This window comes from Shewanella sp. KCT (genome assembly GCF_007636505.1).
In the GTDB taxonomy this organism is placed as follows: domain Bacteria; phylum Pseudomonadota; class Gammaproteobacteria; order Enterobacterales; family Shewanellaceae; genus Shewanella; species Shewanella halotolerans.
In genome coordinates this window covers 1-22380 of sequence record NZ_LVDJ01000016.1, presented here as the reverse complement: position 1 = coordinate 22380, position 22380 = coordinate 1, and the positions used below count along the sequence as shown (strand labels likewise).

At 53.9% G+C, this 22380-nt stretch carries 21 protein-coding genes and 1 rRNA gene; 6 read left to right on the top strand and 16 right to left on the bottom strand.

What is annotated here, in order from left to right; genetic code table 11:
* Positions 1-148 precede the first annotated feature (148 nt).
* The 7 genes from AYI87_RS18270 to AYI87_RS18240 form a co-directional block, all read right to left on the bottom strand.
* Positions 149-802, bottom strand: a complete 654-nt coding sequence (locus AYI87_RS18270) for a porin family protein (RefSeq protein ID WP_144204102.1) — start codon at positions 800-802, stop codon at positions 149-151.
* A gap of 640 nt (positions 803-1442) precedes the next feature.
* The gene (locus AYI87_RS18265; RefSeq protein WP_144204101.1) at positions 1443-1814 is read right to left on the bottom strand and encodes a hypothetical protein; all 372 of its coding nucleotides are present in this window, start codon (positions 1812-1814) and stop codon (positions 1443-1445) included.
* Positions 1815-1846: 32 nt separating this feature from the next.
* Complete coding sequence (locus AYI87_RS18260) at positions 1847-2986, bottom strand: BamA/TamA family outer membrane protein (protein ID WP_144204100.1); 1140 nt, start codon at positions 2984-2986, stop codon at positions 1847-1849.
* Between the two features lie 79 nt (positions 2987-3065).
* Positions 3066-3413, bottom strand: a complete 348-nt coding sequence (locus tag AYI87_RS18255) for a hypothetical protein (RefSeq protein WP_144204099.1) — start codon at positions 3411-3413, stop codon at positions 3066-3068.
* 120 nt (positions 3414-3533) lie between these two features.
* Positions 3534-3956, bottom strand: a complete 423-nt coding sequence (locus tag AYI87_RS18250) for a PACE efflux transporter (protein ID WP_144204098.1) — start codon at positions 3954-3956, stop codon at positions 3534-3536.
* A 97-nt stretch (positions 3957-4053) separates the two neighbouring features.
* Entirely contained in the window at positions 4054-7182 is a 3129-nt protein-coding gene (locus AYI87_RS18245) for an efflux RND transporter permease subunit (RefSeq protein WP_144204097.1), read from the bottom strand.
* Between the two features lie 6 nt (positions 7183-7188).
* Positions 7189-8319: an efflux RND transporter periplasmic adaptor subunit gene (locus tag AYI87_RS18240; protein ID WP_144204096.1), complete on the bottom strand. Its 1131-nt coding sequence runs from the start codon at positions 8317-8319 to the stop codon at positions 7189-7191.
* Positions 8320-8562: 243 nt separating this feature from the next.
* Between AYI87_RS18240 and AYI87_RS21270 the strand changes: the two genes are divergently transcribed.
* Complete coding sequence (locus tag AYI87_RS21270; RefSeq protein ID WP_160798254.1) at positions 8563-8715, top strand: hypothetical protein; 153 nt, start codon at positions 8563-8565, stop codon at positions 8713-8715.
* Positions 8716-8758: 43 nt separating this feature from the next.
* Here AYI87_RS21270 and AYI87_RS18235 read toward each other — a convergent pair whose 3' ends face one another.
* On the bottom strand, positions 8759-9631 hold the full coding sequence (locus AYI87_RS18235; protein WP_144204095.1) for a LysR family transcriptional regulator: 873 nt from the start codon (positions 9629-9631) through the stop codon (positions 8759-8761).
* A gap of 104 nt (positions 9632-9735) precedes the next feature.
* Here AYI87_RS18235 and AYI87_RS18230 point away from each other — a divergent pair, with 104 nt between their 5' ends.
* Positions 9736-10431, top strand: a complete 696-nt coding sequence (locus tag AYI87_RS18230; protein WP_144204094.1) for a hypothetical protein — start codon at positions 9736-9738, stop codon at positions 10429-10431.
* A 62-nt stretch (positions 10432-10493) separates the two neighbouring features.
* Here AYI87_RS18230 and AYI87_RS18225 read toward each other — a convergent pair whose 3' ends face one another.
* The 5 genes from AYI87_RS18225 to AYI87_RS18205 form a co-directional block, all read right to left on the bottom strand.
* Positions 10494-11594 carry an MFS transporter gene (locus tag AYI87_RS18225; RefSeq protein WP_144204093.1) on the bottom strand — a complete coding sequence of 367 codons (1101 nt, stop codon included), beginning with the start codon at positions 11592-11594 and terminating at the stop codon, positions 10494-10496.
* A gap of 155 nt (positions 11595-11749) precedes the next feature.
* On the bottom strand, positions 11750-12934 hold the full coding sequence (locus AYI87_RS18220) for an NAD(P)/FAD-dependent oxidoreductase (RefSeq protein WP_144204092.1): 1185 nt from the start codon (positions 12932-12934) through the stop codon (positions 11750-11752).
* Positions 12935-13338: 404 nt separating this feature from the next.
* Positions 13339-14358: an NAD(P)H-dependent glycerol-3-phosphate dehydrogenase gene (gene gpsA / locus AYI87_RS18215; RefSeq protein WP_144204091.1), complete on the bottom strand. Its 1020-nt coding sequence runs from the start codon at positions 14356-14358 to the stop codon at positions 13339-13341.
* 6 nt (positions 14359-14364) lie between these two features.
* Entirely contained in the window at positions 14365-14853 is a 489-nt protein-coding gene (gene secB / locus AYI87_RS18210; protein WP_041509750.1) for a protein-export chaperone SecB, read from the bottom strand.
* A gap of 207 nt (positions 14854-15060) precedes the next feature.
* Positions 15061-15495 (bottom strand): rhodanese-like domain-containing protein, encoded by a 435-nt coding sequence (locus AYI87_RS18205; protein WP_041406823.1) that lies wholly within the window; start codon positions 15493-15495, stop codon positions 15061-15063.
* A 241-nt stretch (positions 15496-15736) separates the two neighbouring features.
* On the opposite strand from AYI87_RS18205, the gene gpmM reads away from it, so the two are divergent.
* The 4 genes from gpmM to AYI87_RS18185 are packed head-to-tail and all read left to right on the top strand — an operon-like array spanning position 15737 to position 20437.
* The gene (gene gpmM / locus AYI87_RS18200; protein WP_144204090.1) at positions 15737-17281 is read left to right on the top strand and encodes a 2,3-bisphosphoglycerate-independent phosphoglycerate mutase; all 1545 of its coding nucleotides are present in this window, start codon (positions 15737-15739) and stop codon (positions 17279-17281) included.
* 58 nt (positions 17282-17339) lie between these two features.
* Positions 17340-18425 (top strand): murein hydrolase activator EnvC family protein, encoded by a 1086-nt coding sequence (locus AYI87_RS18195; RefSeq protein WP_144204089.1) that lies wholly within the window; start codon positions 17340-17342, stop codon positions 18423-18425.
* 35 nt (positions 18426-18460) lie between these two features.
* The gene (locus tag AYI87_RS18190) at positions 18461-19666 is read left to right on the top strand and encodes a S41 family peptidase (protein ID WP_144204088.1); all 1206 of its coding nucleotides are present in this window, start codon (positions 18461-18463) and stop codon (positions 19664-19666) included.
* Positions 19667-19681: 15 nt separating this feature from the next.
* Positions 19682-20437, top strand: coding sequence for a divergent polysaccharide deacetylase family protein (locus AYI87_RS18185; protein WP_144204087.1), 756 nt, complete (start codon positions 19682-19684; stop codon positions 20435-20437).
* 21 nt (positions 20438-20458) lie between these two features.
* On the opposite strand, the gene AYI87_RS18180 is transcribed toward AYI87_RS18185, so the two are convergent.
* The 3 genes from AYI87_RS18180 to rrf all read right to left on the bottom strand — a co-directional run bounded on the left by AYI87_RS18180 (position 20459) and on the right by rrf (position 22170).
* A complete protein-coding gene (locus tag AYI87_RS18180; RefSeq protein ID WP_011867604.1) occupies positions 20459-20911 on the bottom strand; it encodes an Rrf2 family transcriptional regulator in 453 nt (150 codons plus the stop codon).
* Between the two features lie 10 nt (positions 20912-20921).
* A complete protein-coding gene (locus AYI87_RS18175) occupies positions 20922-21176 on the bottom strand; it encodes a YkgJ family cysteine cluster protein (RefSeq protein WP_144204086.1) in 255 nt (84 codons plus the stop codon).
* 878 nt (positions 21177-22054) lie between these two features.
* Positions 22055-22170, bottom strand: a 5S ribosomal RNA gene (rrf, locus tag AYI87_RS18170).
* Positions 22171-22380 lie beyond the last annotated feature (210 nt).

The window sequence follows — 22380 nt, the reverse complement described above, 5'->3', positions numbered from 1 at the left end:
ATTTTTTCATCCGTAAATCCCATCACTAACATCACAGATGTCACGGCAGATGGCAAGCGATGGCTATTAGAAGAATACGAGGGACAACAGATGAAACTGGAGAAAAGAAAAAGGGCCATCAGGCCCCTTTTTTTAAAATCATGAATGCTTAGAAGCGATAGGTTAAGCCGATAACCGACTTAGTTTCCCAATCAGTCGCACCATTAGCATAAGGCACAGCCTGATCCGCTTCTTCGCGGCCAACCTTAACATAAGCCGACAGGTTGTCGATGAACTCATAGCCGGCAACGGCGAACACGTTACGGGTATTTGAGTTAACACCTTCGAAACGATCACGTATGTACGAAGCCTCGACACCGGCGAATAAGCCATTATCGAACTGGTAACCTGTACCCACCTCGGCGCGATACTCTTTAACAGTTGAATCTACAATCACTTCGGCACCATTGCCTGTGATATCCATAGGTGCAGCACCATAGACCTTGATGCGATCTTTACGCATCGCGCGGCCTTCGGCATAGGCATAGAAATTCTCGAAGTTTGTCTCTACACGCAGACCACCACCGAAAGAACCATCGTTGAAACGCTTATCTTCATATTGGGTCTCAACTGACGCAAACGGGATCACAGACACGACGCCGAAGTTGAAATCATAGCCAATTCTGGCTTCCAGGTTAGTCGACTTGTCTTGAGTGGTATGCTCAGCCTCTACCTTACCGGTAAAGCCGTTTAGCACGTCGGCGTTAGCCGCACCGGCAGATAACGCAAGTAATGTAGCAACAACAATAGCTGACTTTTTCATGTATATTCCCCATATCTATATTTTGATGAATGTCTCTCACGAGCATCAAACCTTGGCTCGTCAGATGGGGGCCATTTTCCTTGCGACTTTCGCAAATATTGAATTAGAAACTATTCGATATTCAAATACATCAATATCTACCAGCTGTACCACAACACAAGCCACACCAAACAAAAAATAACAGTTTCAAAGCCTTACAATGCAGCACCAATCTGCGATGCAATTTTGAGCAGAGTTCTAAAACGGGTGGGAAAAAAATCTTAGGGGGCGCTCTGTCAGCTTAGGTTCAGGAAACTCACGCCATCAAAGTTCAAATTCGCCCCTATGAGCCTGAAAAACCCCCGCCTTCAACCCACGAATTGCCATTAATCAGTGACTCAATGACACCCAAGCTGCTCGCCATCTGACGCTCAGCCTAATTTTTATGGCTAGAAATGAAGGACTTGAGATGTGAAAAGGCCACATACATAAGCCAAGCAACGGCTAAGCGGAGCAATCTGCAAAGATGAGCAGCCTGAGACGGCTAAACAAAGACAACGGCGCGGCAAGCACACTGAAAAATAAGGAGAGATAAAGGGGCAAGCAAAGACAGCAGGTTTAAGCGCCAGAAGACTCGAGGCGCTCACCCTGCCGCCAGAGGTTATCTTTCACACTCGTCGACACGAGAATGGTAAGGGTCGTCGTCGGCAAGACAGAGTCTGTCGGCCTGAAGTTGACCCTGCTTCTGCTCCGCCTGCTCGGCCTTCTTCTGCGCCTCGAACTTAGCCAGGCGCTCGTCGAGCGCACGCTCGATAACATCGTGATTGAGCTCGATGCAGTCATAGTCGCCGGCGGCACATTCCCACTCGGCACGCACGGGTTGGCTGGCAATAATCGACAGCATAAGCGCAACCATCAGGCTACCCAGCACGCCCACCAGCTTAGAGCGACGCTGCTTGAGTAGCGGCAATTCGGGCAATAGGAATTGCTCTACGCCGCCGACGGGTTCACACACTTTATTTAAATTGGCCATAGGAATTACCTCTTGTGCTAATCAAAAATGACTTACCAGGCCCCACCGACCTGTAAATAAAGGGTCCACTCTTCTGGCCCCTTGGCGATATCCATCCCGGTGCGCAGCCCAAGCTGGCGCGCCAGCAGGTAACGAAAGCCCACCCCCTGGGTCTTGAGCCAGGGGCTATCGGCAAAACGCTCGTCTGCCATCACCGCCTTACCGGCTCCGGCAAAGCCCAGCAGGGTCCAGCGATCGTCGAGGTCATAACTCACCTCGACCTCTCCCAGGGCGGTGTCATCCCCCTGATAGCGCATCGCCGGCATGCCGCGCATTTCTAGGTAAGGCAAGGCGTAGAAGGGGGCATCGCCCGAGAGCGACTTGGCATCCAGACGCATATTGACGCCCCACTTGGCACTTAGCCTGTGATAGGCATGCAGGTAGGCGCTGTCGGTGCGATAGTCAAAATCGCCGCCGAGTCGTTTGTCGTGCTGGGTACTCTTCAGCCGCGCCTTGATACCGCTGCGGGGCGAGAAATGGTTATCTGTGCTGTCGTAGGTGAGCTTGAGGCCCAGGGCGCCATCGCTATCGACCATGGCACTCTCCTGGTTGAGCGGATGCTCGCCGCCCAGGTCGAACTCGGCCTCGGATCGGGTATAGCTATATTCGCCGCCGAGGAAGAAGTTGCTCTGTCCCAGGCGTACATCGATATCCTGAAACAGGTGCCAGCCTTGCAGCGAGAACCCCATGGCCGGGGCGTCGATCCCCGTGTAGGCCTTGAGCCTGAGATCGGCGGCGAAGATGCCACCCAGATAACGCACCCTGTCTTCCAGCCAGTTACCCGAATGAAACAGGCCACCCAGCTTGGTGCCGTTATTGGTGCCGGCGGCCACCACGCCTGTGACGCTCGGCGGGATCTCGGCCACGGCCAAGGGGTCTTCGAGCCGCTTCTGCCTTTGCGACTCGGACTCATGGAAGAACAGCAGGGCGGCACCGCCGCCCACCCCTACCGCAGGCTCGGTGATCAGAATCGGCACAGGCATGAAGCCGTGGGCGTTGTTGAGGATCCACTGACTGGCATCGACACGGCCATCGGTGGGATCCTTAAACTGATCGGTAAAGCCTGCCTGACTAGCACCGGCTAACAGGCTCAGGCTGAGTGCTAACAGGCTGGGGTAGCTGGGGGTTGCCATAATCTTCTGCCTCGGGAGTTGGGATGACCTTAGCGAGAAACCCTTTCGTTGCTAAGGTCTATGCGGGAAGCGCATTCTGTTAATAACCGTTGATGATGGCGTCATCTATGATCGCATCTTCGATGTAAGCGTCTTCGATCTCTTGCTCTATGATGGCGTCTTCAATGTCTTCGAGGTCACGCTTGCAGCGCTCGCGTTTCACCTCGCCTTCCACCAGGCCGTCGATCGCACCTATGGCACCCCCTATGGCCGCACCACGCTTGGCGCCTTCACCACCATCGGCGATGGCCCCGGCGGCTGTGCCTATGAGGCCACCTTCGATGGCACCGGCCACCACATCGCCCAGGGTGTCGTCACAGTAATCGGCCATGGCGAAACCAGAAGCCGCACTCAGGGATAAAGCGAGTAACAAGGGTTTGATTTTCATCTTATGCTCCGAATCATGCTGTTAATGTCGAGGTCATGATAAGAGCAAAAAGCGAATAGCTTTAGTTAGCTATTATTCGATTTGGTAATAGGTTGGTGAGGATGCGCAAAGCGCGAGGCCTTAGCCCCGCGACGCGTAGAAAAATTTCTCGTAGAGGTAGGTGTAGCAGTAGTTGAAGACCAGGTAGAAGACCACGAAGCCGATATCCAGCCAGAAGGCCTGCCACAGTGAGATGGACAGATAGGCCGCCATGATGGGCACAGAGATAAACAGTAAACCCAGCTCAAACAACAGGCTGTGCCAGACTCTGTCTGCCATGGATTTCACCATGGTCGACTTGAAGTAGACCATGGCCTTGTCGAACATCAGGTTATAACCATAGTTCCAGGCCGCTGCAATCAGCGACATGCCAATGGCCAGGGCCAACAAGGCACGAGAATCGACCGAGGTCAGCCAGGCCCCCAGGGGCACGGCTAACACCATGGCCCCCAGCTCGAACCCTACTAGATACCTGATGCGATCGAATCTCGTCTTATGTTGCATGATAACCCCCTGCGCCCACTTGGCAGCAGAATAAAGTGTTCTCCAACCGGCAACGCCGTCAGCCAAAACATTGATACGCCGGCGGAGAACATAAACCTTAAGCCGTCACTTCAGTCGCCTTGGGTGAGCGTCTTAGCTCACGCAGGCGTTGCAGTGCGATGAAACAGATAGGTACCAGGAGACAGCCGATCACAGTGGCAATCAACATGCCGCCGAAGCTGGCAATACCCAGGGCGTTACGGCTGGCTGAGCCCGCCCCCGAGGCGATAACCAAAGGCAATACCCCAAGGATGAAGGAGAAGGCCGTCATCAATACCGCTCGCAGACGCAGGGCAATCGCCTGCTTTGCCGCCTCCATGATGGAGAGCCCCTTCTCTTCACGCAGCACCTTGGCAAACTCGACAATCAGAATCGCGTTGCGACTCGCCATACCTATGAGCAGTACCAGGCCCACCTGGGTGTAGAGGTTGATACTGCCACCGGCCAGGGCGGTGAAGCCCAGGGCACCAAACAACGCCGTCGGTACACAGAGGATAATCGCCAGTGGGATCATCCAGCTCTCGTACTGCGCCACCAGGAATAGATAGGTGAACAGCAGCGCCAGGGCGAACAGGATAGGCGCCGAATCGCCCGCCTGTAGCTCCTGATAGGTCATGCCCGTCCACTCGTAGGCGTAGCCCTGTGGCAGGCTGGTGTCGGCAATCTGCTCCATGGCGGCGATGGCCTCACCCGAGCTATAACCGTCGGCCGGAATGGCAATCACCTGCGCCGTGTTGTACAGGTTGTAGCGGGCGGTGTTGTCCGACCCCACCAGCGGCTTGTAGGCGGCGAAGCTCGACAGCTTGACCATCTCACCAGACACGGCGCGTACATAGATCTGCTCCAGGTCTTTCTCTTGCGAGCGGTAAGATTGCTCCGCCTGCAGGTTTACCTGATAGTTCTTACCGAACTTAGTGAAATCATTGACATACATATTGCCCATCATGGCAGACAGCGTGCTGTTGACCTCATTAAGATCGACCCCCAGCACCATCGCCTTGGCCCTGTCCACATCCAGATAGAGCTGTGGCACGTTGGCACTATAGGTTGTGAAGGCCATGGCGATCTCGTCGGCATCGTTGAGCGCCGCCAGATAGCCATCCAGCGCGGGCGCCATCTGCTCGACGCTGCGACCGCTGAGATCTTCCACCTGCAGGGTCAGACCGCCGGCATTACCCAGGCCAGGAATGGCTGGCATAGAAAACGCCATGCCGGTGACATCTTTGTTCTGGTCGATAATCGCCTGCACCTGAGCCACCAGCGCAAACTCTGAGGTTGCTGCGCTTTGACGCTCGTTCCAGTCGTCCAACACCACGATCATCATGCCCGAGTTGGAAGAGGAGGCACCCTTGAGCAGGCTATAGCCCTTGGCGGCCACCACATGCTTGACCCCTTCGAGGGCACTGACCTCGCTGATCATCTCATCGACCATCTTGTCGGTTCTATCCAGCGACGAGGCTTCCGGTAGGTTCATGTCTACCATGAATGAGCCCTGATCTTCGGCCGGGATGAAGCCCTTAGGCATGTTGTCGCCCAGCAGATAGATTGCGCCCATCAGCAGAGCCAGCAGCGCACCCGATAGCATCAGACGCTTACCGAAGAAGCCTACCGACGAGACATAACCATTGGTCAGTCTGTTGATGAATTGGTTGAACCAGGCCAGCGGGCCACGTGTCTTAGGCGCCTCGTGACGCATCAAGGCGGCGCACAGGGCTGGCGTAAGGGTGAGAGCCACCACGGTCGAGATCACTGTCGATACCGAGATAGTCACACCGAACTGCTGATACATCTGGCCCACCAGACCGGGCGCGAAAGAGACAGGGCCAAACACCGCCAATAGCACCAGTGCCGAGGCGATCAACGGGGCCGTCACCTCCTTCATCGCCTTGGAAGTTGCCGTCTTGGCATCGAGATGCTCCTCGCTCATCAGGCGCTCGACGTTTTCGATCACCACGATGGCCGCATCCACCACCACACCGATAGCCAAGATCAGGCCGAACATGGAGATGGTGTTGATATCTATCCCCATGGCCGCCATCACCACGAAGGTGCCGATGAGTGACACGGGAATGGCGATCGAGGGGATCAGGGTCGCGCGCCAGCTCTGCAGGAAGAGGAAGGTCACGACAACCACCAGGCCGATGGCGATATAGAGGGTCTCAAACACCTCATCCATAGACACCTCAATAAAGGTGGTGGAATCGTAGCTGATCACATGCTCCATATCGGCAGGGAAACGCTGACTGAGACGCTCCATCTCGGCGCGTACCCCTTCGGCAACCTCGAGGGCGTTGGCACCCGGTGCCTGATAGATGGCCAGGATAGGGCTCTCATTCTTGCCGTAGGTAGCCATGGCAGAGTATTGCTCCGCCGCCAGCTCGACACGGGCCACGTCTTTTAGTGTGATGAAACCTGCCTGGTTGTCGGCGCGCAGTATGATGTTTTCAAACTCCTCGACATCCACCAGACGACCCTGGGTCTGAATCGTGTATTGGAACACCTGGTTACCGGATGAAGGACGCTCGCCCAGCTTACCGGCGGCAACCGTGGTGTTTTGTGCGCTGATGGCAGCGGCCACATCGTTAGCGGTGATCGCCTTGGCGGCCATCTTCTCTGGGTTAAGCCAGACGCGCATCGAGTAGTTCTGCTCACCGATCACCTGCACCTTACCCACACCTTTCACCCTCAGCAGGGCATCTTTGATGTTGAGCGAGGCATAGTTAGACAGGTAGAGATTGTCGTGGCTGCCGTTGGGCGAGTAGGTGTTGACCGTCATCAAGATGGAGTTAGCCACCTTCTCGACCGTCACCCCCTGACGCTTAACCTCTTCGGGTAACTTGGCCATCGCCTTGTTGACCCGGTTCTGCACCAGCACCTGGGCCTTGTCGGGATCTGTGCCGATGGCAAAGGTTACATAGGCCAGGTAGGTGTTATCGTTGTTCGACTTGGACTCGATATAGATCATGTCCTCGACGCCGTTTATCTCCTGTTCGATCACCGAGGCGACCGTGTTACGTATGGTGTTATGGTCGGCACCAGGAAACACGGCAAACACCTCGATAGAGGGCGGCACTATGCTGGGAAATTGCGATACTGGCATTCTTGCCAGACTGAGTAAGCCAGCCAAGGTCAGCACAATCGAGAGTACGATGGCGAACTTGGGGCGATTAATGAAGAAATCGGCCATGAGTTGTTACCCCTTCTTGGCTAGGGCTACAGGCTGTTGCACGTCGACTTCGACGCCAGCTCGCACCGACTGAAGGCCACTGAGGATCACGCGCTCACCGGCTTGCAGACCATCCTGCACTATCCAGGAATCCGCCTGACGCAAGCCCAGCTTGACGTAACGGGCCTCGACCACATTGTCTTGGTTAACGGTAAACACATAGCGACCGCCCTGATCTTCCTGCACCACGGCCTGAGGCACCACCAGCTGTTGCTGGGCTACCTGTTGACGCGACGACACAGAGACGAATTGGCCAGGTACCAGCAGGCCTTCTGGGTTAGGGAAGGTGACGCGAAAACGGATAGAACCGCTGCGACTGTCCACATGGTTGTCGATGAAGTCGACCTCACCCTTGTGGTGATACAGGGTGCCGTTGGCCAGGGTCAGCGCCATCTCGGGCGACGCTATCTCCTCACCCGCCTGCACACGTTGCTGCAGGTCATTGAGATACTGCTTCTCATCCAGCTTGATATCCACATGCATGGCGCTGCTGCTCACTAGAGTGGTCAGCGGCTCGACATCAGGGCCAACCAGGGCACCGACACTCACGCGGCTGTCGCTCATCACACCGTCGAAGGGGGCAAAGATGCGGGTATTTTCCAGGTCCAGCTGGGCATAGCTGAGCGCCGCCTTGGCGCTTTGCACCTCGGCCTTCATGCCGAGAAGCTCGGCTTCGATCTGCTCGACCTCCAGGCTGCTCAGGGCATCTTGCGTCAGCAGGGCCTGGGCCTTCTCATGTTTCTTCGCCTGTAGCATCATCTGCGCCGTTTTCTGCGCCAGGTTGGCCTCCAGGCGGGCGACCTCGGCCTGAAACGGCTTAGGGTCTATCTCAAACAGCAGATCGCCCTTCTTAACCTGGGCGCCATCGGTATAAACCTGGCTGATCAGGTAACCGGAGATCTTTGGCAAGATCTCCACCTGGTCGACCGCCTGGGTCTTACCCATGAACTGTTCGGTGAGTTGGATCAGCTGAGGTTGCATAACCTGCACTGTGACCTTGGGTTGTTCGGTGAACTCCCCGTCGACTTCGGCTTGCTGCGAACAGGCAGCGAGTAGAAGTGGGAGGGAAATCGCAATAAGTTTGGCTGACGTACCCATAATGACCTCTTCTCAAGCATCGACACTCATGTGCCACAAACGATTAAATTACGGCCACTATACAGAGGAGTTTTTAATACTTTTAACTAGGTATTATTAGGTTATCGAATGGGTTTGGGGCGGGGGTAGCGAGGATGGATGACACCACATCTATTCGAAATAAAGATGGTTATTAATTAACCTAAGCAGGATTGTTAATAGATAATGGCCTCACCAACAGCAAGGTACAATATCGAGGTCATCATGTTTAACAAAAACGCTAACCTGGGCAAAATGGATCAATTCATGTCAGTGATCACCGCCGGCGCCATCATTAGCCTATTTGTGGTTTACGAGTCGTTATTCGGCCAGGACCTGGCCATTCAGCAAGTGGTTATCGAGCTGCTGAGACACTAATAGGCTGTCTCAGCTACCAAGCCTCAGCCGCTCGCGTGGAAAATTAACGCTTGAGTAGGTCGATAAAGAAACTCTTTGCCGGGCCCTGCTGCGCGGTCGACTTCCATAGCAGATCGACTGTCGTCAAGCCGGCCTCTTTCTCGATCACAGGCTTGAAGGTAGAGAGTGTGCCTATGGCCGCCTTCTCTTCATACATGCTCAAGGGGATGATCCCCCAGCCGATGCCCTGCTCCACCAGACGTATCATGTCATCCAGATCCGACGCCTCCCAGGTTTCCTGAGACACACGCCCAAGCTTCGCCAGATACTCATTTTGCAACATACTTGAACAGACGATCTGCCGCTCGATGATCAACATCTCGCTGTCTACCGCCTCCAGGTCCGCAAACTTATAGTCGGGGCTACAGATACACACCCACTCTATACGTGCAATACCGACAAAATCGAGATTCTCAGGTACCGCCTCGGACATGATATTAAAGCCGACATCGACCTCATCGGCTTCGATCGCCCGATTAAGGCGGTTGCCAATTAGCTTGACCAGCTTGACCCGGGTGAAGGGAAACTTCTCCGCCATCTTCTCCAACGCCGAGTCAAATACAGACATGGGCACCAGAGGGTCGGCGCCGATGACCAGCTGATCTTCGACCTCTTCGATCACTCCCTTGGCATAACTCTCCATACGAGTCGCCTGGCGCATGAGCACCTTGGCCTGGTGATAGAGTCGTTCACCCTGCTCGGTAAGCTGTGGATACTTAGTGCTGCGGTCAAACAGCTCGACCCCGAGATCCAGCTCGAGATTATTCACCCCTATGCTGACCGAGCTCTGGCTCTTGCCTATGTGTCTGGCGGCGGCCGAAAAGGAGCCTTTCTCTACGGCGGCTATAAATGCGTTGAGTTGTTCTAGATTTAACATTTGCGACCTATTCGATTACAAGATACTTACTAACTCTAGTTATTAAAGCTCATCGGAGATACTAACGCCAGTACATTTTACAACCAAGACTAGAGATCAAGACTATGAGCAAATTAATCGCAAAAACCTCAATCATAGCAGTCGCCACCTGTGCCCTGCTGTCACTAAACGCCATGGCCGCCGAGGCGCCAGCCGAAGAGAAAGTCAACTATGGTGATCCAACCGCCAGCTTCAGCACAGTGGGCGTGTCCACCAGCAAAGATGTTGACCAGATCTCCGGCATGATGGGTGTTGGCAACAACATGTATCAGTTGGATCTGAACCGCGACAAGAATACCGGCGACTTCAGCGGCCGCGGCCGTTACTTCCATATCACAGATGGCCTGGGTTACTCGGTGGATGTGATTGGCGATGCCGACACTCAGACGCTACTTGGTGGCCTGATGTACAAGTTCCAACTGAGCGACAACGTCTCCATCTTCCCCATGCTGAGCCTGGGTGGTACCCAGACCAAGCGTCCACTGGAGAACGACAAGTATGACCGCAGTAGCCTGGTGCAGGCCGGTGTCTATGCTATGTATGGTTTCGACGCGGGTCACTGGCTCTACGCCAACCCTAAGAGCACCTACCATGTGAAGAACGAGTCCTTCATCAACCAAGTCGAAGTGGGTGGTGGCTTTATGGTGACCGACAACATCTCTGTCGGTGCCAAGGTGGAATACACCGCCGCCTTCGATACCCCTCAGGGCCGCATGAAGGAAGATACTGTGACCTGGTTACAGGCCAACTACTACTTCTAAGCAGAAGCATGACAGCCACCTAATGAGGTGGCTGTTTTTTTATGCCATGGAAACCCTGCCAACTATGGCTGCTTGAGCCGACTATTGTTGTAGATGGCAGGCATGATCAGTAGCAGAGTGATCAGCAGGAAGATCACCAGCTCGAACAGCACCCACTCCTTGAGCAGCACAGCCGGGGCGAGCGCGGCACCGATAGACTGGGCCGCCACCGCCAGACGAATCGCATGCCCCTCAGGATCAGCCTCGGATATCACCCCCATGAAGAAGGGCAATAGGAAGTTCCACATAAACATGAAACAGCTCACCGCCACAAAATAGACCAGTGGATCCCGGGTCGAAAACAGCAAAACGATGGCGATGCTTTGCCCCAACACCCCAAAGGTGATCACCCGCTGCCGATTGCCATATTTAGCCAACAGCGAGGCGCTCACCGCGCCGAGCAGGCTAAACAGGGTACCGATCGCCAGTATCACCCCCTGATCTATCTCGCTGATGCCGATGCGGGTCGCCACCACGCTCAGCATGGACCAGGCACCGGAATTGGCCAACATGATCATCAAAATGGCAAACAGCGCGGTATAGAGAAACACCTTACCCGTCTTCACCCCTTGAATCACCGGCATCTGCTGCGCCCGGGTATCCACCGGCAGCAACACCATCAACAGGCAGAAGCCTGCTAACAGCACCAGGAGACCATCGAATCCCCCTTGCAGCCTCAGCTGAGGATAGAGGAGAAACAGCAGGCCACTGTAGAGCATCTGCATGGCGATCGCCCGGCCGAAGGCGGCATCGGGCAGCTTGTCACGGGACAGGGTATCGAAGCAGCGGACGATCAAGATGCCGGCGAGGAAACCGGCGGCGAAACGCAAGACGACAAACCACTCCACCTCGGAACAGAGAGCGCTACCAAAGTGAACAAGCGCCAGGGCCAGGAAGACGCCGCGCTCCGAAATCAAGTTCATTCGCTGCCAGAAGAAACAGCAGATTGAAGCCAGCGAGAAACCGATGAGTTCTATGGTGGCCACATAGGTGAGCGTCAGCACAGGCTCGGCGAACTGCCGGGAGATCACATCGAAGTAGATGGGCAATAACAGGAAGACGCTAGACGCCACCGACATCTTAACGCCGGCATACAGACTAAAGCCCCCTCTGGATGTAGACAATACCCACTCTCCTCAGCCAAAACGACCATGACCTCTAGTTAAGTTTATTCATGATCTCGCGAAAAAACCTGTTAAACAGGTAAGTTACCGCCAGCGAGCGCAAAAGCCCAGCCAATATTCGCGTCAAAGGAGGAGAATGTGAGGGCGCGCGCCAACTACACCGCCTGACCGACGGCGACGCCCGATGCCCAGGCCCACTGGAAGTTGAAGCCGCCGAGCCAGCCGCTGACATCCATCACCTCACCGGCAAAATAGAGTCCGGGAACCTTCTTGCTCTGCATATCCTTGGAAGAGAGTTCATTGGTGTCCACGCCACCCAGGGTCACCTCCGCGGTACGATAGCCTTCGGTGCCATTCATCAGCAGCTGCCAGTTGTGGAGATTGTCCACAACCTGATCGCGCTGAGCATGCACCAGCTGATTAAGCGCCATATTGAGCAGCGCCTCGTCGAATAGCACCTCGACCAGACGTTTCGGCAGCCACTGCGACAGGGTATTGCGCAGGCTCTGCTTGGGATGCTGCTCCTGGGCCTCACTCAATGCCTGGGCGGCGTCGAGCTGGGGCAGCAAGTTGATCGAAATACTCTCACCCGGCTGCCAGTAATTGGAGATCTGCAAGATAGCCGGCCCCGACAGGCCTCTGTGGGTAAACAGCAGTGCCTCGCTAAACTGGGTGCCATCTTTGGCGGTAATGGTACTTGGCACTGCGATACCCGACAGGGGTTCGAACTTCTGTTTCTGCTCGCTGTGCCAGGTAAAGGGCACTAGGCCCGCGTGAGTCGGCAACACCTTGAGACCAAACTGCTCGGCGATCTGATAGCCGAAAGGCGAGGCCCCGAGCTTGGGCATGGATAGCCCGCCGGTTGCCACCACCAGCGACTCACAGCGGTATTCACCCTTGCTGGTCTCCAGCCTGAAAAGACCGTCATCCTGCTTGCTGATAGCGAGAATATCGGTTCTGAGCTGCACCTGAGCGCCCGCCCATTCGCATTCGGTCAGCAGCATGGTGACAATCTCTTTGGCCGAGTCGTTACAGAACAGCTGACCATGATCTCGCTGGTGATACTCGATGCCGTGGCGCTCCACTAGCTCGATAAAATCTTGGGACGAGTAGCGCGCCAGGGCCGACTTGACGAAGTGGGGATTGGCACAGATAAAGTTAGCCGGCTCCACTTTTTGATTGGTGAAGTTACAGCGGCCACCGCCACTGATTAAGATCTTGCGTCCCGCCTGTTTGCCGTTATCTAACACCAGAACGTCTCGGCCGCGATAGCCCGCCGTCGCCGCGCACATGAGGCCCGCCGCGCCTGCACCGATAATGATCACGTCATGATGTTTCACTTAACTACCGCCTCAAACAAATTAATAGCAACCGAACGCAGCCCCACATAAAGGGACAAGCCAAAATGTCTGGAACATTTTTTGGCCGTGTATAAATCCCCTCTTTACACCGCAGCCCTTCATGAATGAAGGAAATGCCATTTGATGTCGGGAACATCAAAGGCCTTGGGCGCGAGGGATAAGTATCTGACCCCCATGGATGGAGGAAATGCCTAAAAATGTCAGGAACATTTTTGGCCATATAAAAATCCCCTCTTTGCCCGCTGCCCTTCATGAATGAAGGAAATGCCATTAGATGTAGGGAACATCAAAGGCCTGGACACCGGGGATAAATACATCCTTGTATAAAAAAGGGCGCTATTTTAGCACCCTTTGTTATTTTTAGCATGAGTCGCCGATGGCCACTATTCGCTGTCAGTCGTCTCCGACTTTTTCTCTCTTGCCAACAAGGCCTTAGCCGCCTCATGTGGCGTACCGCCCTGGTAGAGCACCTTATACACCTGCTCGGTGATCGGCATCTCGACACCCAGACGCTTAGCCAGGGTATAGACCTCTTTGGTGTTACGGTAACCTTCGACCACCTGGCCAATCTCGGCCTGAGCAGTATCGACATCCTTACCCTGACCCAGTGCCAAACCGAATCGACGGTTACGGGACTGGTTATCAGTACAGGTCAACACCAGGTCACCCAGACCCGCCATGCCCATAAAGGTAGAAGGTTGAGCGCCGATGGCCTCGCCAAGGCGAGACAGCTCCACCAAGCCACGGGTGATCAATGCGGTACGGGCGTTGGCACCAAAACCTATGCCATCTGACATGCCCGCGCTGATGGCGATAACGTTCTTCACCGCACCGCCAAGTTGCAGACCGATAAAGTCGTCGTTGGCGTAGACACGCAGGCGTTTCGGGCTATGCAGCAACTCCACCAAGTCATTGGTGAAGGTCTCGTCGGTACCGGCAACCGAGATAGCGGTGGGCAAGCCTGCCGCCAGCTCTTTAGCGAAGGTTGGACCCGACAATACCGCCAGCGGATACTCGTCACCTAAAATCTCGCGCGCCACTTCCTGCAACAGACGACCGGTTTCCGGCTCCAACCCCTTGGTCGCCCAGACGATGCGGGCATCTTTGCGCAGCAGCGGCTTCGCCTGCTTGAGCACCAGACCAAACACATGGCTAGGCACAACCACCAACACATTGTTGGAAGCGGCTAATGCAGTTGCAAGGTCGGCTTCGGGGATTAAGAGATCCGGCAGCGGGATACCGGGCAGAAAGGCCTCATTGGATCGATCCCTTTTCAGGTTCTCGATATGATCAGGCTCATGGCCCCAAATAAGGGTTTTGTGTCCGTTACTGGCTAAAGAAATAGCAAGGGCGGTGCCATAAGAGCCCGCCCCCAGTACCGTTATATCGGCAGTGTTGTTCATGCGTAATTAAGCGTTCGCTTCTGCTGCTTCACCGGCAGCTTCAGCCTGCGCCTGACGCTGTTGCACGTATTGAGCGAACAGGGCGTCAAAGTTAACTGGCGCTAGGTTCAGTTGTGGGAAAGTACCACGGGCAACCAGGCTACCAACCGCTTCACGAGCGTATGGGAAAAGTACGTTCGGGCAGTATGCACCCAGTGAGTGAGCCAGCTGCTGCTCAGTCAAACCAGAGATAGCGAAGATACCCGCTTGTTGAACTTCACATAGGAACGCGGTTTCTTCACCGTTTTTAGCCGTAACAGTCAGTGACAGAACAACTTCATATACGTCGTCGGCCAGCTTAGCGCTGCGAGTGTCAAGGTCTAGCTTAACTTCTGGGTTCCACTCTTTCTGGAAAACAGCTGGGCTGTTTGGCGTTTCGAAAGAGATATCTTTAGTGTAAACACGTTGAATGTTGAACTGTGGACCCTGTTGTTCGTTATTTACTGCTTCAGCCATAATTTCCTACCTAATCAATTTTGTTCGATTCGTTCCGTATGGAGAATCATCTTCAGGGCCTTTGTTACTCGAGTCCTAATCTAGACCTCAGCCACCATCCCGATTTTAGTATTTCCTTAAATCCCACCAGATGGGCGATTTAAGCCATTTTTTATAAGAGATGACACTCTAATCAAAGATGCTTAATAAAAGCAAACTTTGTGTGGGTTATCTTTTGGTTTTGGCAACGGGTAAGTTATTTTGTTGCCATTCGCTCATCCCACCCTTGAGGTTATAGACAGTTTCAAAACCTGCTTTAACCATCAACTGAGCCGCTTGCGACGAGGTCATCCCTGCATTGCATACCATTATAATGGGACTGGCTTTAAACTTTTCAAGGGCAGATGTCTTATTATTTTTAATTTCTGCTAAAGGCATGTTAATCGCATCGACGATATGGCCTTTCTTAAACTCTTCCTTAGAGCGCACATCGACCACCTTGGCGTCTTGCTTGTTAATTAACAAGGTCGCCTGCTGATGATCTACAGTTTTCACTTTCGAGATACTAGACTTAAAAACGCTCACAATAAGCGCAGCAAACAAGCCCACCCAGGCGAGACTCAACATAGGGTTGGCTTTAAAAAATTCGATATATTCTTGCATAGTTTTCGGCCTACTTCTGTGGCTTGAGAGACTGTTCGGGCTGAGAGTATAACCGATTGTCCCTGCAGATTGCAGCATGTAGTTCACCTCTGGCAGGGCGCCGAGATTGAGAGATCCCTAAAATTGTGACGGGCTCGATGAGGGCTATCGGTGTAAATCACTTTTTGATCGCCCCTGTACGTAGTAATATTTATCCAATTTCAGAATTCTAGTTTTCTTTTTAACGTTAATAGGTACCACCATGACGACACGCAAACGCCCATTGGCACTGCTGATCCTCGATGGCTGGGGTTACCGTGAAAATACCCACATGAACGCGGTATATCACGCCAACACACCAGTACTCGATCGCCTCAACAAAGAATACCCCAACAGCCTGATCTCAGGCTCGGGCCTGGATGTCGGCCTGCCCGACGGCCAGATGGGTAACTCGGAAGTTGGCCACATCAACATCGGCTCAGGCCGCGTGGTCTACCAGGAGCTGACCCGTATCGGTAAGTCGATTGCAGATGGCGAGTTCGACACTAACCCAGCCTTTGTCGACGCGGTCGATAAGGCGATCGCCGCAGACGGCGCCGTACACATCATGGGGCTGCTGTCACCCGGTGGCGTACACAGCCATGAAAGTCACATCCAGGCCATGTGTAAGATGGCGGTAGCGCGCGGCGCCAAGCAGGTTTACCTGCACGCCTTCCTCGATGGCCGTGACACGCCGCCAAGAAGCGCCAAGGGCAGCCTGCAGGCCTTCAACGAGCTGTTCGCCGAACTAGGCACTGGCCGCATCGCATCCCTCATTGGTCGCTACTACGCCATGGACAGAGACAACCGTTGGGATCGCGTCTCACAAGCCTATGAGCTGATCACCCAGGGCAAGGCGCTGCACCAGTATCAAGACGCCGTTGAGGCGCTCGACGCCGCCTATGGCCGCGATGAAAACGACGAGTTCGTTGCCAGCTCGGCCATCACAGACGCCGACGGTAAGATTGCGACCCTCAATGACGACGACGCGCTGATCTTCATGAACTTCCGCGCCGACCGTGCCCGTCAGATCACCCGCAGCTTCGTCGACCCAGGGTTCGATGGCTTCGAGCGAGCGGTAACCCCTAAGATCAACTTCGTCATGCTGACCGAATACGCCGCCGACATTAAGGCACCTGTCGCCTATCCATCGGTAGATCTAGTCAACACCTTAGGCGAAGTGCTGCAAAACAGCGGCAAGACGCAGCTACGTATCTCGGAAACCGAGAAATACGCTCACGTCACCTTCTTCTTCAACGGCGGTAAAGAGGAGCCATTCGAGGGCGAAGACAGGATCCTTATCCAGTCGCCTAAGGTCGCCACCTACGACCTGCAGCCAGAGATGAGCTCGACCGAGCTGACAGACAAACTGGTAGAAGCGATCGAGTCTACCCAATATGACGTGATCATCTGTAACTACCCTAACGGTGACATGGTGGGTCATACCGGCAACTTCGATGCCGCCGTCAAGGCCTGTGAGGCGGTCGATGCCTGTATCGGTCGTGTGGTTGAAGCCCTGGCCAAGGTTGATGGTGAGTGTTTGATCACCGCCGACCATGGCAACGCCGAGCAGATGACAGATGAACAAACTGGTCAGGCACATACCGCCCACACCAGCGAACTCGTGCCCCTCATCTATGTAGGACGCAAGGGTGAGATCGCACCAAACGGAAGATTAAGTGATTTAGCGCCAACCATGTTAACCTTGATGGGACAAACCGTGCCATCAGAGATGACAGGGCACTCAATCATTACCCTAAGCGAGTAACGACTCTTTGCTTAAATGTTCCGGTTTCTATAAAGCCAGCATACTTGCTGGCTTTATCATGCTCTCTTGTACTGCGCAGGCATCCGACCTGAAGCAGCGTCAATCCGAGCTTGAAGCCATTCAGAAACAGATAAGCAACCAGCAGTCGGCTCTCAAGGACACCAGTCGCCAACACGAGAAGCTGATTTCTCTGCTGAAAAAAGATGAACAGGCGATCGCCGCAGCGGCAAAGAAGGTGACCAATACCAGGGCGTCACTGGCACAGACCGACAAGAAACTGGCCGAGCTAGACGGCCGCAAGGCAGAGCTCGATACCCTCAAACAGACGCAACAGAAGACACTGTCCAACCAGCTAGCGAGCGCCTATCTGGCGGGCAACCACGATTACACTAAGATGCTGCTCAATCAGCAGAGTCCGGCCACCATAGAACGCCTGCTCGCCTACTATCAGTTTCTCAACAAGGCGAGGATGGACGCCATCAAACAGCTGCAACAGACGATGACCGAACTGACGGCCGTCGAGTCTGAGCAGAAGGCCCAGCAAACCAAGCTCAACGAGCTGATCCTCAATCAGGAGCAGCAGGCCAAGGCGCTCACCCAAGAACAACATCAGCGTCAGCAGACCCTGAAGCAGATAGAGCGCACCCTCAATTCACACGGCGCCAAGCTGGAACAACTGCAGATAGAGGAAGCCAGCTTAAAGCGGGTGGTCGAACAGGCGCTAAGGGCCATGAAAGATAACCCCAGCATGGAAGGCCTCTCCAGCCGCCAGAAGCTTAGCTGGCCGACCAAGGGCCGCATCCGCGCCGGGTTCGGCAGCCTACGTTCGGGCGAAGTGAAGTGGAAGGGCGTGATGATGGCTGCCCCAGAAGGGCAATCGATCGACGCCATTGCCTCGGGCAAGGTGATCTATGCCGACTGGCTCAGGGGTTTCGGTATGGTGATGGTAGTCGATCACGGCAAGGGCTACATGAGCCTCTATGGCCACGCCCAGACCCTGCTCAAGGATGCCGGCGATAGCGTTAAGAAGGGTGAGACCATCGCCCTGGTCGGACGCTCAGGTGGACAGACAGAACCTGGCCTATACTTTGAGGTAAGGCATAAGGGGCAAGCGGTCGATCCTGCGAGATACTGTAGACGATAACGCGACAACGACCCCGAGTAATGGGGAGGTCGTCCATGTCTCAAATGATCCGCTATTTCACCTGTGTCGCCCTAGGGCTGACCCTAGGCCTCTCTATCACCTTGTTCGGCCATGAGAATGCCAAGGAATACCAGCCCAAGGTCAACTACCCACTCCTCATCGACATCATCAGCACGGTAGAGACCTACTACGTAGACAAGATCTCTCAGGAAGATCTGATCCAGGCCGCCATTGAGGGGGTATTCAGCAAGCTGGACCCCTATTCAAACTTCCTCGACAGTCAGGCCTTCTCCGATATCAAGGATGCCAACAAGGGCGAATACTTCGGTTTCGGCATAGAGATAGCCACAGAGCAGAACCAGGTCACCATCATCAGCCCCTTTCCCCACTCGCCAGCCGCCAACGCCGGGATTCAACCCGGAGATCGCATCGTCAAAGTCAACAATGAAACGGTAACAGCCAAGCAGCTCGACAATGTGCTGGAGGAGATCAAATTCCATAGCAAGCATAATCTGGCCATCAACCTGTCGCTGAGCCGCGCCAACTCGGAAGCCCTGTTCGACGTGACACTCACCCCTAGCCTTATCGACGTCAACTCGGTAGAGGGCGAGCTGCTCGACAATGGCATAGGCTACATCAGGCTCTCCAGCTTTCAGGATGATTCCACGGAAGATCTCATTAAACTGCTGACCCAATGGCAAAATGAGCCCATGACAGGCCTGATCCTGGATCTGCGTAACAACCCTGGCGGCCTGCTGGATCAGGCGATCAAGATTGCCGACATCTTCCTCGCCAAGGGGCGTATCGTCTCTACCCGGGGTCGCTTCTTCGACGCTAACTCAGACTACTTCGCCTCACCGCAGACCATGTTCTCCAAGCTGCCGCTTACCGTGCTAATCAACAAGGGCTCGGCCTCGGCCTCTGAGGTGTTGGCGGCGGCGCTTCAAGAAAACAAGCGCGCCACACTGATCGGCGAAAAGAGCTTCGGTAAGGGCACGGTGCAGAGCCTGATCCCCACTCTTATCGAGGGCAATGCCATCAAGCTGACCATAGCCCACTACACCACCCCCAAAGGCAGGGACATACACGCCATCGGCATAGAGCCGGATATAAATATCCCGGGCGAGACTATGACTGCCGGACAAAGTATGCCTATAATCGATGAGCAATCACCCCATGAGGAGAGCGCCCACGATAGGGTTATCGAATCGGCGATCTCATGGATAAAAACAAATAGTTAGTGAATAACCAAAACAGTGCGCTTATTACTCTTATTAGCTGTCTTATTTACCACACCACACTGCTTCGCCGCCCAGGTCTCCATCATCATTGACGACATAGGCTATCGTCAGACCGACGAGGCGGTGTTGGCATTGCCAAGCGACATCACCCTCTCCGTATTGCCCCATACCCCCTTGGGCGAAAGGCTTGCCGCCATCGCCCACAACAAGGGCCACGAGATCATGCTGCACCTGCCCATGCAGGCATTAAATGGCAAGGAGATGGGCCCAGGCGGACTGACCAATCAGATGAGCGAACAGGCTCTAAAGCGGGCGGTCGAGGATGCTTTCAAGAGTGTCCCCTACGCCAAAGGTGTCAACAACCATATGGGGAGTCTGCTCACACAACTAGACGCTCCCATGACCTGGCTAATGGAGAGCCTGAAGCAGCATGACAACTACTTTGTCGACAGCATGACCACCAGATACAGCAAGGCCAGCGACGCAGCCAACAGGCTGGGGATTCCGCTATTGAGAAGACAACTCTTTCTGGATAACGATGTGTCGCCGCAAGGACTTGAGAGACAATTTAACCAGCTGATCCAGCGGGCGAACAAGGAGGGGCAACTCATAGTGATCGCCCACCCCTATCCGGAGACCATCAGCTTCTTAAAGGCGAATCTGTCCAGACTCTCGGATGAAGGCATCGCCGTGGTGAATACATCCAGGCTCTTGCCCTATCGCCTCGTGCAGAAGGACCCCACAGCCAGCGACAAGGCGCATTTAAGATAGGCGAACTTAAGAAAGGCTAAGTTAAAGCTCTAAGACTGGGATGGTAAGATCCGGTAGCAAAGCTCTTAACTCGTCACGGTTACTGACGACATCGGCCAATGAGTATTTGTCTAGCACGGCCAGATAAGCGTCGACCGCCTCGGCGAGCACACCCTTGAGCTGACAGGCAGGCGAGAAACGGCAATAGGGCTTGCTACAATCGATAGGCGACAGCGAGTTTTCCAGCGTGCGCACCAGGACACCGATATTGATCTGATCCGCCGGCTTACCTAGCTTAAAACCACCTGCCTTACCACGTACCGTCTGCAAATAACCTTCTTTACCAAGATGGTGCACTATCTTAGACACATGGTTAGCCGACAGATCGAACACCTCGGTGATCTCGGCGATTCTAAACAGGGTTTCTCTCTCTGGCGATAAGGCCAGGTACATTAACGTACGAATACCAAAATCTGTATAACGAGTTAACTGCATAACCTACCTTCTAAGACTGGGTCGCCGCTTCTAAAGATGTAATCAACCAAAGTGCCTCTTCTGCCGTCGAACCACAGACTTCAGGTTCGGCGATGAAACGATCACACAGCGCCGGGCGCTCAGGTTGACCGAATATCTTGCAAAGATTCCGCTCATCTAACTGGATGCAACGCACCCCGGCAGGCTTGCCATTGGGCATGCCAGGGATAGGGCTGGTGATAGACGGCGCTATACAACAAGCACCACATCCTAGACGACAATTCATACGGCATTATACCTATATTTGCGTAGCTTGTTAGTCATTAAGATCACAGCATTATTCTGAGATTTCATAAAGCTTAGCCCCACCTAATAGTAAAAGAGATAAAAACACTAAGGTTCTATAGAGAACGCCATACAGATAATGACGTTATCGCTAGAAGTAAGACAACATCTCAATTGCGTCTATCTAGCGAACTTAAGTTTATTAACTCATTCGCCTTATGCCATCACCTTGTCTTCAGGACTATCTAAACACTGCAGTTTATCTGCCCTCACGTGGGCGCTTTGTAGCGCCAAGCAGCTAAGCTACGAGCAGGGGGATGTGCCGAATGCCATAAACGCAGTATGCTGTTTATGGCCAAGCTCAGCGGTAATATTAGGCACCTTTCATAGTCATATTCAAATCAAATATCAGGTGGTTATTAACGACTCATCTCACATGGGGGCGGAGAAGCCCTGCTATAGATGCGTAGCATCTAAGGGCTTTGTAGCGCGAAACAGCTAGGCTGCGAGCTGAGGGGCCTGACCGCCATGGATGGCGGAAATGCAGTTAATGAATGGAGCACATAACTGCCACACTGCGTAAGCAGCAGTGGGCTGCGTGTGAAGCAACACTTTCGCGCGACCTACATGGATGTAGGAAATGCCTAAATTGCTGGGAGCAATTTAGGCGCCTGTCATGGCCAGCTCCGCTAAAGCTTCGCGCTCATAAGCACATCGCTATCGCGATATTCGCCCTACTTCACATGGAAATGCGCCTCACTGCGTTCGGGCTCTTTATATTTCCCATGTTCGAGTAGATATTTCAAAAGCTGTTAAACGAAAAAATCCCCAACACTAGGTGCTGGGGATTTATCGACTCTCTTTCGAGAATAAATAGGCGCCTGGAAATGACCTACTCTCACATGGGGAGACCCCACACTACCATCGGCGCGATTGCGTTTCACTTCTGAGTTCGGGATGGGATCAGGTGGGACCACAATGCTATGGTTTCCAGACAAATTTGGAAATTCGGAAAGCTGTACTCTTATCTAAGAGTCAATCTGAGTTCGCACTTCAATCAAGTACTTTTGTATTCTTTTGATTACGTAAAACCATTATCGCGACCTCCATGGAAGGAGGAAGTACTTTAAACGTCTGGAACGTTTCAAGTAAAACCCTTTTGGGTTGTATGGTTAAGCCTCACGAGTCATTAGTACAGGTTAGCT